Raw genomic sequence first — 15,719 nt, 5'->3', positions numbered from 1 at the left:
AATTTTAAGACTGGCATACTAAATGTTGTTGGCTACCAATCTTCAACAACTCTTCCAGGAATGCGTTTACCTGGTACTTTTCATCACTATGATACATGCGTAAATTGGGATAATCATACACTGGGCGTAATTGGTAAATCTGTTGACCAGTTAACACTTCTGCTAATTTAGCATCGTGATAAATTCTCACTAACACCTTGGGAGTATTGATAAACTCGACCATTCCAAGAGGGCGTGATATCTCAACCAGTTGAGTATATTTGGTATTTTCTAAAATACGCACAACTAATATACCAAACTCACCTTCTAGCTGCCATGATTGACCAATAGCGACCTCCAGAGGTAACCATTTCAGCATATAGCCATAATTGCGGCCACACAGTGCTAAGAAATCACTGACATTGGGTCGATAGCGTGGTTTTTGATGTGAAGTGGAGGTAGCCAAATTCTGTCCAACTTAAACCAGTTTCTGATAGTTTAATTGCAACCATTGCAATCCAATTACGGTCGATGCATTGTCTATTTCCCCAGCAACCACACTATTATAAGCGTGCTCACGGCTCACTACATGCAATCGAATATCTTCATGTTCTTCAGCTAATCCATGCAATCCACGGGCTTGGGTTGAATCCACTTCGGCCCAATAGAAATAAAAACGTTCAGTACTGCCACCTGGGCTTGCTAAACAGCTGTTAACAAAATGAATGTTGCTAGCAACTAGGCCCGTTTCTTCAAGCAATTCACGATGCGCAACATCCAGAGCCGTTTCTTCGGGCGCAATCATACCCGCGACTAACTCCATAAGCCAAGGAGATTTAGTGGTCGCTAATGCAGGAAAACGTACTTGCTCGATTAATACGACTTGATCGCGCTGAATGTCATAGGGTAATACAACCACCGCATGGCCCCGCTCAAATACCTCTCGGCACACAGGCTGGCTCCATCCTCCCGCAAAAAGTTTGTGTCTAAAAGTGAACTGTTCTAGCGCAAAAAAGCCTTGATATAGTGACTTTTTATCGAGAATTTCAATATCCATTTGCGAAAAAACAGGGGGTTTCATACTCTATCCTTAAAAGTTAAATTTGCGCCTATTATCAAGGCAATTTGACACATTTTTAAAATAAAATCTGTTACACTTCGCATTTGACTTGCGAGTGTCAGAGTTTTTAGACTCTACATCATTAAGTTTTAGCTGTATCGGGAAGCGTCGGGAAGCGCAAACCGCCTTGGTAAAGGCATTACTTAGTCTAAACGAAGTTAAAATATTTCTCCTTTGGGAGATTTTGTCTAATAAGGACAGCAAATGAAATTTAAGATCCGTTCTTTATGCGCAGCATTAACTCTCGCCGCCTCCGCATCAGCGGTACAAGCAGATGATTTACTGCAAATTTATCAACAAGCACTGACTAGTGACCCTCTAGTGTTACAAGCTCAGGCTCAGCGTGATGCTTTATTCGAAAAAATTGAGCAAAATCGTGCGCCTCTGTTACCAACACTTAGCGCAAACGTAGGGTATGACAAAGCATGGAATGACCCTAGGGATGATACCAGTGGTTTAACGGGTAGTCTTAAGCTAAATCAGATCATTTATGATCACAGTGCTTGGGTGGGTTTAAGCCTCGCAGAGAAAGCCGCTTCTCAAGCTGATTCAAGCTATGCATCAACTTTACAAACCTTAATTACTCGCGTAACTAAAGCCTACTTCGATGTGTTAACAGCTAAGGATAACTACGAGTTCCAAGGTGCAGAAAAACGCGCAATCGAACGCCAACTTGAGCAAACGAAGCAACGCTTTGCTGTAGGTCTAACGGCAATAACGGATGTGCATGAAGCTCAAGCCCAGTATGACTTAGCTTCTGCTAGCGAGATCCTTGCTGAAAATGATCTTGCCAATAGCTACGAAGCACTTCGTGAAATCACAGGTATCGACCACAAAACAATTAATGTACTAGATACAAATCGTTTCTCCGCTACGACTCCAGCCCCCTCTTCACCAAGTGAATGGTTAAAGATCGCTGAATCGAACAGTGTCGATCTGATGACCCAACGTATTGGTAAAGATATCGCTCAGGAAACCATCAGCCTTTATAAAGCGGGTCATATGCCATCCTTGAGCTTAAATGCGGGTTACAGCAAGGGTCTTGAGCAAGAAACAGGTAATGTTAACGATCCTGATTTTGATGATGTGAACGTAGGGGTGAATTTAAGCATCCCGATTTTTGAGGGCTTTAAAGTCACTTCTCAAGTCAAGGAAGCTCAATTTCAATATGTTGAAGCAAGCGAGAAACTTGAGCAAACCTACCGTAGCGTTGTTAAGAATGTACGTAATAACTACAACAACGTAGGTGCCTCTATTAGCTCAATCCGAGCCTATGAGCAATCAGTCATTTCATCTGAAAGTGCATTGAAAGCCACACAAGCAGGTTTTGAAGTGGGTACTCGTACTATCGTTGACGTATTGAACCGCACCCGTGACCTGTATGACTCAAAACGCAAATTGTCAGAGGCTCGTTACAGCTATATCAATTCGATCGTCGCCCTGAAGCAAGCTGCAGGTACACTTAACGAAGATGATGTTATCGCAATCAACAGCGGCTTAAAAGCTGAGTAAGATTAGCGCTAATGTCATTCAATAAAAAACCGCCCTATGGGCGGTTTTTTTATTTATTCTATTGCGGCAAGAAATGATTAAAAAATGATTTCCACACCTGCGAAATAACCATCAAACTTAGTATCAGCACTGATCCCGGAAAAATTATTCACATCGAATAAAAACTCACGGTAGCCCACACGCACGCGCGTATCCACAGCGAGGCCATCAAACTCCCAACCAAGACCGATTGCATAGTCATGAACGCTCGATTCATCAACACCGAGCATTAAATCCGCAAAACCAAATAAACCGAATCCCGGCATACCGACTTGGGCGCTGGCATAACCCATCACAATACCACTATCGACATCTTTCTCTTCTGGATGTCCAGGATCTTGTACACGCAGAGAGCCATTCATCAGCTTGTAAGCGGCACCTAAGTCAAATGACACAATATCATTGTCCAGCAGCTCGTAATAAAGTATGAAGTCAGTGTTACTTAGATCGGTATAACTCGTCACATTACCTGTAAAATCATGCCCATTAAAGCTGAAGTCCGCACCTGACATGTTCCCTTTTTGGTCAAGGCTATTTTCACGAATTTTGAGGTTAGGCACAAATGGCAATGGATGCTCAACGGCAATCCAATAACTACCTTGAGCCGATGAACTGTAATTAAAAGTTTGCTGTGGTTGACCTTTATCAGCAAGAGTTCCGCTGGTATCGGCATGCCAGTAGTCACCGCCAAGTTTAAAACCTACCACAGTTGCCGCTTGGGCTGATGTGGCCATCAAAAATCCTAATACAGCACTGGCGAGGAGTGTCTTTTTCATAATTAACCTTGAGATAGCAAGTTCGTTAAATCAATCACCGCGGCATTCGCACGGGATACATAGTTAGCCATAACCAATGAATGATTAGCGACTAGACCAAAACCACTGCCATTAAGTACAACAGGGCTCCAGACGGTTTGCTGAGTAGCTTCCAATTCACGGATGATTTGTTTTAGGCTCACTTCAGCATTTTTCTTCTTTAAAACGTCGGCAAAGTCGACTTCAACAGCACGCATAAAATTCAGTAATGCCCATGAAGCCCCACGGCTTTCATAGAACACATCATCTATCTTCCACCAACTTGTTTTCACCTGATGGCTTGCTAAATTAGGTGTAGATTGACGCGCAGAATTATCACCAGCTAAGTCCGTGTTTAACCTTTCCTGACCCACACTTGCCGATAAACGCTGCGACATGCTACCTAAACGTTTTTGAATTTCTTTTAACCATTCATTGAGATTGTCAGCCCGAGCGTAGAACTGCGCATCTTGATTGTTCGGATCCACCATACGCGCGCGATACAGCTTTAATAGCTTGACGGCATCACGATACTCGCTTTCCGCACTAGGCACTAACCAACTTGTGTGATCGATATTCAGCTTCGATTGCGCTTCACCTAAATCTTTATCAGCGGTGGATTGTGACTGTGAGCGGCTAAACTCTTTACGCATGATGAGTGCCAAGTCACGGGCTTGCTCTAACGCTCCGAATTCAAAGGCTGGCATGTTATCCATAAAAATGGAAGGTGGAATCACATCGTTAGATAACCAACCGCCTTGTTTATCCAATAACGTTTCAACGGTTAAGATCAGCGATGTTGTGGTGGCAAAACCAACAACATTCTTATTTGTTGCAGTCAGTTCTTGAGGGGTAAGCGTATCGGGTTCAATACTCCACCACACACTCACTGCATAACCAATTAGCACTATAAATAAACCGACTGCGGTGACTTTCTTCCATGTTATTTGCATCAAGCGACTCCTTAATGATGGTGATGATGCTCTTGCTCAGCAGTGTTCTCTGCTTGTTTACTGACGGGCAGTGTTATCGCCATGTTTTCGCCATCGTCAAATTGCAATTGCAATTCGACTTGTTGCTCTAAGACAAGTGGCGCTTTTAAACCAAGCAGCATGACATGATTTCCCGATGGCGTTAACGTCAATGTGCCGTGGGATGGAATATCAAATCCCTCAACATGACGCATTTTAACCATGCCTTGTTCTTCAATAATGGTGTGAAGTTGTGCTTCTTTTGCCACATCAGTTTGAACGCCAATAAGGCGAAGCGCTTTATCTGTGTGGTTTTCAAGCGTAAAGTAAGCTGCGGTATTAGGCACTGTATCAGGCATAGCTCGTACATGCCCCTCGGTCACAACCACACTCGCCAACACAGAAAACGATGCACAGGATAGTGCGAGACAATTAAACATCTGTTTGAATATTGGTTTCAATGTCTTAAACTCCATGTCTACCCAATGTCGTCGTAAAGGAAAACAACCCATGAGTCATATACAGGTTCAGGATGATCAAGGTGTCCGTATTATCAGCTTTAATCGCCCTGATAAACGCAATGCACTTGATCTTAATATGTATAAACAACTGACAGAATACCTGATCGAAGGTGAGGCAGACAACGACATTCGTGCCTTTATGCTCCATGGGCAAGATAATTGTTTCACCTCGGGGAATGATATTGCAGACTTTTTGAAAAATAGTGACTTAGGCACTAATCATCCCGCTGTACGTTTTTTATTTTGCCTACTCGAACTTAAAAAGCCACTCGTTGCCGCAGTTTCTGGATCCGCCATTGGTATAGGCACTACAGTACTATTGCACTGCGATCTTGTGTACGCAGATAACACCGCAAAATTTCAGCTACCCTTTGTAAACTTAGCGCTGGTGCCAGAGGCCGGTGCAAGCTTACTCTTACCTGAACTTGTTGGTTATCAAAAGGCGGCTGAACTGTTGTTGCTCGGGGAAAGCTTCGATGCCAACACAGCCCATAGACTCAATATGATTAACGAGATTATCGCCCAAGAAGATCTACTCAGTTATGCACTAGCCCAAGCTAAAAAACTGGCTAACCAACCGCCGCAGGCTCTGCAAATTACTCGCCAATTGATGCGTCCACATAAAAATCGAGTACAACATCAAATGCATCAAGAGCTGGAGCAATTTAGCGCTAGGCTAAAGAGTGATGAAGCAAAAGCCAGATTTCAGGCCTTTCTTAAAAAATAATGCTCACTAGACAGTTAAGCGTTCACTACTTACATGAGGGTCAAGTGCCCTCTTTGTTGATGGATTAAGCATTAACGTTTATAGAACTGTTTATAATGCAATATCCAAAAAATGCTATCTATAATCGACTTAGATGGGTTTCTTCCACTGGTTAACTAAAAGCGCCAGCACAAAGTAAACCAGTAAACTTACCCCAGGCATGAATATGATAGCTCCAGCCCATACTGCTCTTGTCCAAAAACAAGACCAACCAAATTGCCACGCCATTCCTGAAGCAACACCACAGACTAAACGATCTGAATTTTCCATCCGCATTTGAACTCGTTTCATTTTAAACTCCGCCATCACTTAAATACTCACTTATTTTTCGCTGCAACAGTGCCACTGAAACCAGCAGATAATTCCTGAGAACAACGCGAGGCTAATCACTGGTAGCAGTAGCAAAGTCACTAACGGGGCTACAAACCACATAGGCAGCTCCTATTACTTAGCGCTATATTCACCGGCAGCGGCCGATTCGGTTTTATTGTCGGCACTTAAGCTAAGTTGGCTATTAAAATCGTAGATACTTTCTGCAAGTTGCGTTTGTAGTGATAATATTAATTCACGCTTAGCACTCACTAACAATTCCTGTGCTTGCGTTGTGAGGGTTTGCTCAATTGCAACCGCCACATCTGACACAGGAGCAGCTTGTGCATGCACTGCAACACTACCGACTAACGCGCCTAATAACACACTCACTTGAACTGACTTTTTAAGATTTGAAGTAAACATGATGTCGTCCCTTTCGATTAATTAACTTGACGAAGAGACTATTACAAATGGCGTGCCAACTTGAAATAAACCAATTAACCTATTGAATAATAATTAATTTAAATATTCTTAAATTAAAAAAATAAAAAGATAAAATAAGAAGTGGTGAAAAATACTACTAGCTTTAGCTAATTTCACCACCTTTTAAGATGAACAAAAATCATACTACCATTTCTGTCTGAATACTTTGAAATGCCTGCTTAACGATCTCAATTCCCGCACCATTTTTATGGGCGTTTTCACTTAAATAACGACGCCAAGCGCGGGCACCGGGTAAACCTTGAAATAGGCCAATCATATGTCGAGTGATATGGTTAAGTCGCCCGCCAGACTGTAGATGTGCTTCGATATAGGGCAACATAGCGTCAATAACATCCTCACGACTAATCACGACTCTTTGACTGGCGCAAAGCACCTGATCAACCCGCGCAAGTATATAGGGATTTTGATACGCCTCACGCCCCATCATCACCCCATCGAGCTGCGCCAAATGGACTTGCGCTTGCTCAAGTGTTGTGACCCCCCCATTAATACCGATATTTAGCGCAGGGTAATCACGCTTAAGTTGATATACACGATCATAATCGAGCGGCGGGATCTCACGATTTTCTTTTGGACTCAATCCCTGTAACCAAGCTTTACGGGCATGAATAGTAAAATCGGTACAACCTTTGGCGCTGACTATATCGATAAAGTGTGTAAGAAATTCATAACTGTCTTGCTCATCAATACCTATGCGTGTTTTGACTGTAACCGGAATATCAACAACTTGTTTCATGGCATAAACACACTCAGCCACAAGCTCAGGCTCCGCCATTAAACAAGCACCGAAGCGACCATTTTGCACGCGATCGGAAGGGCAACCCACATTGAGGTTAACTTCATCATAACCTCGCTCAGCTGCGAGTTTGGCGCAGCGTGCTAAATCCTGTGGATTGGAACCACCTAACTGCAGTGCCAAAGGATGCTCTTCTAGGTTATAGGCCAAGTAGTCACCGCGACCATGGAGTATTGCACCTGTTGTCACCATCTCCGTATACAACAAGGCATTCGCCGACATTAAACGCGCAAAGTAACGATAGTGGCGATCAGTCCAATCCAACATAGGCGCCACGCTAAACGTTCTATCGATTGAATTACGGCCTAAGCCTTGGTGTGTTGGGGTTTTATCTAAATTCATTATAATCCGAAAAGTTAATATTTTTGCTAATTTTTACGCATTTTTGCACATTTTAACGTTGTCAGGTATCCTGAGAGGTATCCAAAATTATAGGACTGGGTACCCAAAATGGCGTTCTATGTAATTGATCCTAGAACTCGCGCTGATGGAACTACACGCTACAAATGCACCGTTAGGGTGAAGAAGAAAGGTAAGATAGTTTACAGCGATCACCAGACTTTTACAAAGCAAGCGGCGGCTGAAGCGTGGGCGAAGCAAGAAGTTGCCAAGCTAGAGTCGGAAGGTGTACCTGGTGCATTGGATGATGGCATAACACTGCAGGCATTAATCGCTAAGTACATTGACGATCCGCACATCAGCTTAGGTCGAACTAAGCTTTATGTAATGAATATGTTAGCTGATAGCGACATAGGTAAGCGGCTTGTTACTGACATCAAATCGCATCACATTGTTGAGCATTGTAAATTAAGGCGCGAAGCTGGCGCTGGGCCATCTACTGTTAATCATGATGTCAGCTATTTGCGCTGGTGTTTGAAAATGGCTAAGCCAAACTACGGCTATGATGCTTCAGAAATATCTGTGATTGAAGCTTATGAGACTTTGCATAGCCAAAATCTTATCGGCAAGTCAGAACGCCGCTCGCGTAGGCCAACATCAGTTGAAATTGAGAAGTTGAAAATAGGCTTGCTTGAAAGAGCAGATCAACGGGCTGCACATATCCCTTATATTGATTTGCTGGATTTCTCGATACTGAGTTGCATGCGTATTGGTGAAGTGTGCCGGATAACATGGGACGATGTAGATGAGGCACAAAAGGCCGTGATCGTTCGTGACCGTAAGGACCCGCGGAAAAAAGCGGGGAATCACATGTTAGTGCCTATGCTAGGTGGGGCGTGGGAGATACTGCAAAAGCAGCCGAGGAATGATGCGCGAGTTTTCCCTTACAATGAGCGCAGTGTTACTGCAGGGTTTCAGCGTGTGCGTAATGAATTGGGCATTGAAGATTTACGCTATCACGACCTAAGGCGCGAAGGAGCAAGCCGGCTATTTGAAAAGGGTTACACTATTGATGAGGTTGCGCAGGTGACAGGGCATAGGAATATCAATACACTGTGGCAAGTGTATACCGAGTTATTTCCTAAGCGTTTGCATGATAAGGATGTTTAAACTAATTAAACAAGGATTTGACATGACCGAATATTCAAAAGGCCAACTTGATGGCAAAGTGGTTTCTTTAACTGATAACAAAATTGGAAAATTAGTCGCTAAAGGAAAAGTTATTAGCGGTGATACTGCTGGTATCTTCCTTGATGAAGTTGGGTATATTGAAGAAGGATTTGGAGTTAAAAAAAGCTATTGCTACTTAGAACTCCAAAATTACACTATTAAAGTTCATGATGAATAGTCATTTAATCTAAACCTCTATCTCCACAAATGGCAAATCTGGTGCAGTCCCTAGCACCCTGCCGTCTTGTACATAGATATGATCGCCTACCGTTCCTGAGCCAATAGCGCGGATAGTGTGGCCGCTGGCGCTGCTGGCGGTGACAGTGCCATCCGCATTAACCGCAGACACAAGCATGATCTGACGGGGCAATACCAAAGCTGACTGAAGTTGTTTAAGCATGGGAACCTCTAAGATAGGGGCTAGACTCTATAAAAGCAAAACTGGATCCCCGTGTTCGCGAGGATGACGGAATAAAGATACTAAAAGCTGGATCCCCGCATTCGCGAGGATGACGGCAAAACCTAACTTTCCAACGGGCTGATCAGTGTGATGCTTTGCTCGATATCGATATCACCACGGTCGCTGATGCTGGCTCGGATAGTCCAACTATCACACACGCCTTTAAACACTTCGCTGTTGATGGTGACGCCCACCAACATACCAGGTGTTGCGGGTGGTAAATCGGCCATCACTGGCATCGACAAATTAACACTCAGCTTATCGCCCGTTTCTGCCAGTGCGTTGGTACCGGCTACGCGGGCGGCTTGGTTGTCAACAATCAACTGGGCGCTGATATCAGCCGCGGGGATATTGCCCGCACTGCCTGCACGTTTGACTTTGGCGCTAATGCCCTGCTGTTCGCCACGCAGCCACACCACGTTACACAATGGATTGCGGCTCACTGAGTCGCTATAGCTAGTGATCACCGCATCGTGCAATGCCAGATCTGGCACTGCAGTTGCCATTTCCCACGGTGCAGTAGGCCAGCGCGGGACGATAGTCAGCTTTTTGGCCGCATCATCGGTTAAGATCATGCAGCCCAATTGCCCTACCGCCTCGGCTACTGCTTCAATAGGCGTTTTATTGCCCACGCTAAACGCCCCCGCTGGAATTGTAAAATCAGGGATGCCGCTTAACTCTACCGTCCAGCCTGTGGTTTGCAGCAAATCCCCCAACAAACCCGCAAAGCTGCGGGCGGTAGCGTTGGTGTAACTAAGCGGCAGCTTATAAGGCGCTGCTAGTTCTGCCACTCGAGAGCGGCCTGTGCTGCTATATGTTGCACTGCCGAATACTTTACTTACGCTTGGCTGTTCAGCAATGGCATAAAACTCATAACCGTTGATTGTGATCAGCAATAGCTCATTATGAGCCCGCTCGGCATCAATGCGGCTTGAGAACTCCAAGCTCACAGCGCTGGCCCACTGACCACGGCTGTGGCTAATGTTCACGCTGCTGATCACAATCGGTAAATCGTCGGACACTCGCACGCATGTGATCGTTGGCTGCATTAAGTAGTACCTGCGAATTTGGGGTTCAATCGGGATTTTAAAATCAAGTGGGGGTAATACTGGGCTACTGTCAATTAGCCCGCCGCCATCGTCCCAGTAGCAATAGTTCGGTGATGCAGTAAAGCGCAGCACTACGGGGTTTGCTGTGGCGCCAAGCGGCTCATTAAAGCGCAGCGTGACCTTGCCCTCTGGCGGGCGGTATTTAGTTGAGCACACCCATCGCGGCTCGTGAAAACCCCATTTTATTGATTGCTCTGTATCAACAGCTAATCCACTGTATTTAATTATCAAATCTGTTTGCTGCTGTTTAGCGTCTATCCAACTAACATCTATGTTTGACTGATGTGCTGCAATATCTAACCAGTTGATAACCGTGTTATACATGTGATCAACTGGTGTATTCCAATCAAAACTAATTGCTGTTCCGTGGGATTCTGGTATTTGCCAGCTTACTGCGGTATCTGTGCGCATCTCATCATTGATTAACCAAACAAAATCTGCATGTAATCCAATTGATTCATCCGCTCGATAAGCAATGCTGTGATCAACGGATGATGGCACATCACTCGTATACGCTGACTCAAACTGTATTTCATGATCTGCTGCAAACTCGGCTAGCAACAATGCTTGTTCTATTGCATCGAGTGCGAACCAACCTATGCCGATCTCAATGCCTACCGTGTTGTCAGATGGTAGTGGTTCATCTACAAAACGGATGATGATTGGTGATGTGCGATCAACCCATGGATCATCAAATCGCAACACTACACCATGAAATTCATCGAGTAATCTCAAGCGTATTGGGGATGTAGAGTTACGTAGTAACTTAGAAAAACGTAGGGTTATATGATCGATGAATCGCAATTTTACTGGTGATACACGGTTAACCCATGGTTTTTCAAAATTCATTTACTGACTCATATCAACAGTATTAGCATCAACTAATTCAGCCATAACACCATCTACGAATTTGCAGTCGTAAACGCCGCTATCATCTAGAATGCCAACAATTAGTGAGTTAGAAATGGTGTATATTTGAGGCACCAATATCTTTGCAATTCCAGATGATGGTCGCGTTACAATGTTGATGGGTAATAGCTGCAAACGATCAGAAATAACTAATCGTTCTGCTGCTGAATCCATATCTACTGCTATGAGTCCAACTGGGATTACACCTATTTTTTGAGTAACAATATTAATTATACTATTCATACCACTCCACCGTGTTTATCCACCATTGAGTATTTATCCAGCCAGGCATTAAAAAATAATCTTGGGTGTTAATTTCCAACAATAAAGGCCATGTTTGGTCACTATATGCACTTTGCAGCGATTTTAATACACCGGGAAATTTCCCTCTAATAAATGGTCGAGTTACACTATATGCTTGTTTTATACCTAGTCTATCAAGTACATCTTGTGATGAATTTGATGAATGAATAATAATTGGTTTAAAATTTGCAATTGCCCCAATTTCACCAGTCACTGACGCGGAATTAACAAATACACCTGGCGCTGTATATACATTAACAAACGAACTATCACCATCCGCGTCATACATCTTACCTATTACTACGTTATTTGTGATTTGATATTCTAATCGATATGTATAATTTGAACTGGTCATATCTGATGTTGTACTGGTCATTACACTAATAAAACGACCAGCATCACTAACTATTGTAGTATCTATGTCACCAACAAACATTGTAGGACCATCATTTGATAAACATAAGGGGCTAGTAGTGCGATAGTTAAACATCAAATAAAAACCAGCGGATGTACCTATTAACACCCAAAACTTCATTGTTGTAGCTATTTTGAATTGTTGTTGAATACCACTTTTTACGAATGTATCAAGCGCACTCATACCTGCACACGCTCTAAGCCTAATGTCATTATTATTTGTATCTAGACCATTGATTGACCAAAACTGCACATAACCACCACTACCATCGGCGGTTGAATTGCGAAATGCAACTTTAAATGTTGGGGCATCTTCAAATGCTATACTCCATCCAAGTGCGGCTTTTGCACCATAACCAGTTACTAAACATTTTTTAAGAATATCAATTAACTCACTTGGTTTTCCTGTTGTCAGTTGTGGTGCCCCAGCATCATCCCAACGATAAACGGTTACTGGTAATCCCATTGTTTAATCCTCTTAAATAAAAAGCTGGATCCCCGCGTTCGCGAGGATGACAAAGTAAAAGCTGGATCCCCGCATTCGCGAGGATGACAAAGTAAAAGCTGGATCCCCGCGTTCGCGAGGATGACAAAGTAAAAGCTGGATACCCGCATGGGCGAGGATGACGAATAACTGTTTAAGATTCGTTGCCGCGGAACGCTAGCACGGCGCGGTCAGTGGTGATTTGTGAATGACCGCTTTGCACTGTGCGCAGTAGCATCACGGGTTTTGATGCTGCGAAGGTTTTAAAGCGGATAGCTTCACCCGCATTCCAGCCGCCACCAAACGCACCTACGCGGATGATAAAATACGGGGCTAGAGTGAGCGGGTTAATAGGTGCAAAGTCGTTTAATGTGTCACCCGTGGCGATTTGCCCAAGCCTACGTCCAACGCACCGAAACGCTGTTGCTGAGGTGAATATCAATACCCAATCTTCGTTTATCGCAGTGTTGTTGAGCACTTCAATCGGAAAATCCACCGCGTTTAAATTGCCCGTGGCTGGCGTGCCATCTAAGTCCCAGTTGTTAGCCCACGCAGTCATATCGCGAACAGGGCCAACGCGGGCTTGTAAATCACCGAGATTTTGCACACTCGATACATTGGCGCCGATGGGATATATTTGGCTTAGCGGCGATGCGAGTACCAGCGAGTTTTTACGCACCTCAGTCACTAGCGCAACTTCACCAATGGTATCGGTCAGAACGAATGGCGCGGTAAAACCAGTAAAATCGCTGTTGATAGTAACCACCCCAGTCGCTTTAACCCATGTGTAATGAGTGTTAGCTAGCGTCCAGAGTGATTTGCCTTCGGCGTCAGTGATATCAACAAAGCGCGCATTGGCGCGAACTGACTTGGTTTGCGCTGGCGCAGGGCTTGATAATACTTGCACTTGTGTATCTTGGACTGATACTGGATTCCACGCAGTGAACGCCTCTACTACCCCGCCGTTTTTAATCCGCAAAGGGTTTAAGCCGTAGAGTTCTGGCGGTGGTGATAGCGATACTGTTTCGCTAATGTCATAACGTAGCGTTTTTAGGTCCACGTTCTGAGCAAAAGTCAGTGATACGTTAGTCCCTGTGATCGTACCAGTTACGCTTGAGCCAGTGATCACGCCGTCACTATCACTCGAGCCCGATAATAATGTGTCACCCGCTGTATTGCTCACTTGCACATAGAAGGTGTCGAGCACGGGCGCATCTGTCACTAGTGCAAAATTAGCAATATTGTCAGCACTTGTTGATGACTCAACTAAACAGCTATATGTGATAGTGAACTCACCACGGCTGTCTAAAAATTTAGTGGCAACGCCAGTTTCGTAATCAAGTTGCACTAAACGCACACTCATCTGAGCATCAACAAAGTTACCATCTGAGTTCTCGGTAAGTATTTGTGCACCATAGATTGTGTTAGTGAACGAAACCACCATTTGCGTTGAACCAAGCGTTATTACTTTTGAGGCAGGGAATGTGTCGCCGTAGCTGAATACATCGTATTTTGATGTAGATATATATTCGATAGTGATCGCCGAAATATCGTAAGTACTGAGGTTAGATGTCGCTGTAAATGTAACTGTAGTACCAACGATTGACCTATTCCATGTCACTAATGCATTGACCACTTTTGGCGCTAAAAACAAACCAGTGTTAACAAAATCATCATTGAGCAAATCAGCTAATTCAAAGATATAAGTTTGTTGCCCTGCAATGTATGGCGTGCTCGCCGTTTTAGCGATAATGCCGCCGCTGTCTGTGGTGATGCTGTTGCCAGAGAGGGGATTTACTGTTTTAACTTTGGGTAAAAGTTCGCTCACTGTTGACTCAAGCATGATCTCATTGCTTGATGAAGATGCAGCAGTGAGTTTGCTTACGCCGTGATATTTAATGCCATCGTTATCGCTAGTTAAACGCATTTTAGTACAACCCGTTTCACCACCAATATTGATGTTGGTATCTGGTGTGTTAAATGGAATAGCTGGTTTGAATCGGACAATACCTGTTGCACCTCCTGTGACAGTTTCTAATATCTCGCAAAAATGCTCGAAGCGTGGATAAAGCGCATTTTCAGCCCCAGTGTACTCAACTGAAATAACAATCTTTTGGCCTTGCACCAGCGTTACATTTGACCAATATTCTTGGCCGTTAAAAAAGTAAGATGATTGCAAATAAGCGCGTGGGAACGAATCTTGACCTGCTAATAATCCGATCAAGCCTTTACGGATCAACTGACCAGCACGAACTGAGGATTCCAGAATCTCAACCATATCAGTCATGCGGTCGGCATCGTCTAGCGTGTCAGCCTCAGCGATTAACATGCTCACTAAATCATCGGTTGGTTTTTGGCTGATAAATACATGGGCGTCGAGCAACACTGATGTATCAGCAGTATCAAGCGCGGGATAACACTTAACGATATCAACAGCGCTTACGGCGTGGTCGATATCTGATATTGCGCGAAACAGTTCGTTAAGCTTGCCAGACTCAACCGCCAGCTTAGTGCGCTGACCGCCCGCATCATCGCTTGAGCCAAGCTGTTCTGGCTTAAATACTTTTAAATCTGCACGGGTGATAGTCATATGATATCCATTAAAATGGGTAAAGAAGATCTAGACGCGAGAATCTAGAATCTATAAGGGCGAGCCCGTTCTAGCAGCGAAGCGATCTATCACTACATCGTTAAAAACTTCAGGGTGACATTGGTTAGCTGCGGATAGCCGGCAACTTCGTCAAACACATCTTCGCCGGCGATCGGCGCGCCTTGGGTGTTATCCCAAATCACGTTGTAATCGGTGCCCTCATAAGCGAGGGTAAAGGCGGTTAAGGTACTGGCGGCATGGTCCTGTAATTGCTCAAACTCGCTGCGCACAAGCCAGCCGTCTTTAGTGCCTAAGGTCATGGCATGGCCAGCAGGTATAGCGGTTTGCTGCACCTGCGGCGCACCGTTTAACGCGCGCTTGAGGTTGGCCACAACGCGCACCTTTTCGTTGCGATTCAGCCACAGCAGATCCGCGCCAATCGCGATGGTATCGATGGTGGTCATGGGGTTCCTTGTCGAAAAAAGAAGGTGCCAGGGGTAAAGCCTATATGCTAGGTCCTAAAAGCTGGATCCCCGCATTCGCGAGGATGACGGCAAAAGAGTGAAG

18 protein-coding genes are annotated in these 15,719 nt (G+C 44.4%); 4 read left to right on the top strand and 14 right to left on the bottom strand.

Annotated features, from left to right (window positions below; genetic code table 11):
• Positions 1-4: 4 nt before the first annotated feature.
• Positions 5-445, bottom strand: coding sequence for a DUF1249 domain-containing protein (locus L2744_RS00390; protein ID WP_248990182.1), 441 nt, complete (start codon positions 443-445; stop codon positions 5-7).
• 12 nt (positions 446-457) lie between these two features.
• Positions 458-1,060 carry an ADP-ribose diphosphatase gene (gene nudF, locus L2744_RS00385; protein WP_248990181.1) on the bottom strand — a complete coding sequence of 201 codons (603 nt, stop codon included), beginning with the start codon at positions 1,058-1,060 and terminating at the stop codon, positions 458-460.
• Between the two features lie 243 nt (positions 1,061-1,303).
• On the opposite strand from nudF, the gene tolC reads away from it, so the two are divergent.
• Positions 1,304-2,611, top strand: coding sequence for an outer membrane channel protein TolC (gene tolC, locus L2744_RS00380; RefSeq protein ID WP_248990180.1), 1,308 nt, complete (start codon positions 1,304-1,306; stop codon positions 2,609-2,611).
• Between the two features lie 77 nt (positions 2,612-2,688).
• Here tolC and L2744_RS00375 read toward each other — a convergent pair whose 3' ends face one another.
• From L2744_RS00375 to L2744_RS00365, 3 genes are read right to left on the bottom strand one after another with little or no spacing between them, the layout of a single operon-like run.
• The gene (locus tag L2744_RS00375; protein ID WP_248990179.1) at positions 2,689-3,426 is read right to left on the bottom strand and encodes a TIGR04219 family outer membrane beta-barrel protein; all 738 of its coding nucleotides are present in this window, start codon (positions 3,424-3,426) and stop codon (positions 2,689-2,691) included.
• A gap of 2 nt (positions 3,427-3,428) precedes the next feature.
• On the bottom strand, positions 3,429-4,397 hold the full coding sequence (locus tag L2744_RS00370; protein ID WP_248990178.1) for a DUF2333 family protein: 969 nt from the start codon (positions 4,395-4,397) through the stop codon (positions 3,429-3,431).
• Positions 4,398-4,408: 11 nt separating this feature from the next.
• Positions 4,409-4,891, bottom strand: coding sequence for a copper chaperone PCu(A)C (locus L2744_RS00365; RefSeq protein ID WP_248990177.1), 483 nt, complete (start codon positions 4,889-4,891; stop codon positions 4,409-4,411).
• A 34-nt stretch (positions 4,892-4,925) separates the two neighbouring features.
• On the opposite strand from L2744_RS00365, the gene L2744_RS00360 reads away from it, so the two are divergent.
• Positions 4,926-5,663 (top strand): enoyl-CoA hydratase-related protein, encoded by a 738-nt coding sequence (locus L2744_RS00360; protein ID WP_248990176.1) that lies wholly within the window; start codon positions 4,926-4,928, stop codon positions 5,661-5,663.
• 129 nt (positions 5,664-5,792) lie between these two features.
• On the opposite strand, the gene L2744_RS00355 is transcribed toward L2744_RS00360, so the two are convergent.
• The 3 genes from L2744_RS00355 to dusA form a co-directional block, all read right to left on the bottom strand.
• Positions 5,793-5,993, bottom strand: coding sequence for a PspC domain-containing protein (locus L2744_RS00355; protein ID WP_248990175.1), 201 nt, complete (start codon positions 5,991-5,993; stop codon positions 5,793-5,795).
• A gap of 153 nt (positions 5,994-6,146) precedes the next feature.
• Positions 6,147-6,437 (bottom strand): hypothetical protein, encoded by a 291-nt coding sequence (locus L2744_RS00350; RefSeq protein WP_248990174.1) that lies wholly within the window; start codon positions 6,435-6,437, stop codon positions 6,147-6,149.
• Positions 6,438-6,636: 199 nt separating this feature from the next.
• Positions 6,637-7,656 (bottom strand): tRNA dihydrouridine(20/20a) synthase DusA, encoded by a 1,020-nt coding sequence (gene dusA / locus L2744_RS00345; RefSeq protein WP_248990173.1) that lies wholly within the window; start codon positions 7,654-7,656, stop codon positions 6,637-6,639.
• 108 nt (positions 7,657-7,764) lie between these two features.
• Here dusA and L2744_RS00340 point away from each other — a divergent pair, with 108 nt between their 5' ends.
• Together L2744_RS00340 and L2744_RS00335 are read left to right on the top strand one after the other, a co-directional pair.
• Entirely contained in the window at positions 7,765-8,823 is a 1,059-nt protein-coding gene (locus tag L2744_RS00340) for a tyrosine-type recombinase/integrase (protein WP_248990172.1), read from the top strand.
• Positions 8,824-8,845: 22 nt separating this feature from the next.
• Positions 8,846-9,061, top strand: coding sequence for a hypothetical protein (locus L2744_RS00335; protein WP_248990171.1), 216 nt, complete (start codon positions 8,846-8,848; stop codon positions 9,059-9,061).
• A 9-nt stretch (positions 9,062-9,070) separates the two neighbouring features.
• On the opposite strand, the gene L2744_RS00330 is transcribed toward L2744_RS00335, so the two are convergent.
• From L2744_RS00330 to L2744_RS00305, 6 genes are all read right to left on the bottom strand, one after another.
• Complete coding sequence (locus tag L2744_RS00330) at positions 9,071-9,283, bottom strand: hypothetical protein (RefSeq protein WP_105251461.1); 213 nt, start codon at positions 9,281-9,283, stop codon at positions 9,071-9,073.
• A gap of 122 nt (positions 9,284-9,405) precedes the next feature.
• The gene (locus L2744_RS00325; RefSeq protein ID WP_248990170.1) at positions 9,406-11,301 is read right to left on the bottom strand and encodes a hypothetical protein; all 1,896 of its coding nucleotides are present in this window, start codon (positions 11,299-11,301) and stop codon (positions 9,406-9,408) included.
• Positions 11,302-11,604 carry a hypothetical protein gene (locus tag L2744_RS00320; RefSeq protein WP_248990169.1) on the bottom strand — a complete coding sequence of 101 codons (303 nt, stop codon included), beginning with the start codon at positions 11,602-11,604 and terminating at the stop codon, positions 11,302-11,304.
• Positions 11,597-12,544 (bottom strand): hypothetical protein, encoded by a 948-nt coding sequence (locus L2744_RS00315; protein WP_248990168.1) that lies wholly within the window; start codon positions 12,542-12,544, stop codon positions 11,597-11,599. The genes L2744_RS00320 and L2744_RS00315 overlap by 8 nt, the downstream gene beginning before the upstream one ends.
• Positions 12,545-12,716: 172 nt before the next feature.
• Positions 12,717-15,152, bottom strand: coding sequence for a hypothetical protein (locus L2744_RS00310; protein ID WP_248990167.1), 2,436 nt, complete (start codon positions 15,150-15,152; stop codon positions 12,717-12,719).
• Between the two features lie 92 nt (positions 15,153-15,244).
• Entirely contained in the window at positions 15,245-15,616 is a 372-nt protein-coding gene (locus L2744_RS00305) for a hypothetical protein (RefSeq protein ID WP_248990166.1), read from the bottom strand.
• Between the last annotated feature and the right edge of the window lie 103 nt (positions 15,617-15,719).

This window comes from Shewanella profunda, assembly GCF_023283765.1.
Taxonomy (GTDB): domain Bacteria; phylum Pseudomonadota; class Gammaproteobacteria; order Enterobacterales; family Shewanellaceae; genus Shewanella; species Shewanella profunda.
This window is presented reverse-complemented; position numbering and strand designations above follow the sequence as displayed.

Coding starts and splice junctions, on each gene's coding strand:
- L2744_RS00365 (WP_248990177.1), bottom strand. CDS start 4,891: ATGGAGTTTAAGACATTGAAACCAATATTCAAACAGATGTTTAATTGT.
- L2744_RS00355 (WP_248990175.1), bottom strand. CDS start 5,993: ATGAAACGAGTTCAAATGCGGATGGAAAATTCAGATCGTTTAGTCTGT.
- L2744_RS00335 (WP_248990171.1), top strand. CDS start 8,846: ATGACCGAATATTCAAAAGGCCAACTTGATGGCAAAGTGGTTTCTTTA.
- L2744_RS00305 (WP_248990166.1), bottom strand. CDS start 15,616: ATGACCACCATCGATACCATCGCGATTGGCGCGGATCTGCTGTGGCTG.
- L2744_RS00375 (WP_248990179.1), bottom strand. CDS start 3,426: ATGAAAAAGACACTCCTCGCCAGTGCTGTATTAGGATTTTTGATGGCC.
- L2744_RS00340 (WP_248990172.1), top strand. CDS start 7,765: ATGGCGTTCTATGTAATTGATCCTAGAACTCGCGCTGATGGAACTACA.
- L2744_RS00360 (WP_248990176.1), top strand. CDS start 4,926: ATGAGTCATATACAGGTTCAGGATGATCAAGGTGTCCGTATTATCAGC.
- nudF (WP_248990181.1), bottom strand. CDS start 1,060: ATGAAACCCCCTGTTTTTTCGCAAATGGATATTGAAATTCTCGATAAA.
- L2744_RS00310 (WP_248990167.1), bottom strand. CDS start 15,152: ATGACTATCACCCGTGCAGATTTAAAAGTATTTAAGCCAGAACAGCTT.
- L2744_RS00330 (WP_105251461.1), bottom strand. CDS start 9,283: ATGCTTAAACAACTTCAGTCAGCTTTGGTATTGCCCCGTCAGATCATG.
- L2744_RS00350 (WP_248990174.1), bottom strand. CDS start 6,437: ATGTTTACTTCAAATCTTAAAAAGTCAGTTCAAGTGAGTGTGTTATTA.
- L2744_RS00325 (WP_248990170.1), bottom strand. CDS start 11,301: ATGAATTTTGAAAAACCATGGGTTAACCGTGTATCACCAGTAAAATTG.
- dusA (WP_248990173.1), bottom strand. CDS start 7,656: ATGAATTTAGATAAAACCCCAACACACCAAGGCTTAGGCCGTAATTCA.
- L2744_RS00370 (WP_248990178.1), bottom strand. CDS start 4,397: ATGCAAATAACATGGAAGAAAGTCACCGCAGTCGGTTTATTTATAGTG.
- tolC (WP_248990180.1), top strand. CDS start 1,304: ATGAAATTTAAGATCCGTTCTTTATGCGCAGCATTAACTCTCGCCGCC.
- L2744_RS00320 (WP_248990169.1), bottom strand. CDS start 11,604: ATGAATAGTATAATTAATATTGTTACTCAAAAAATAGGTGTAATCCCA.
- L2744_RS00315 (WP_248990168.1), bottom strand. CDS start 12,544: ATGGGATTACCAGTAACCGTTTATCGTTGGGATGATGCTGGGGCACCA.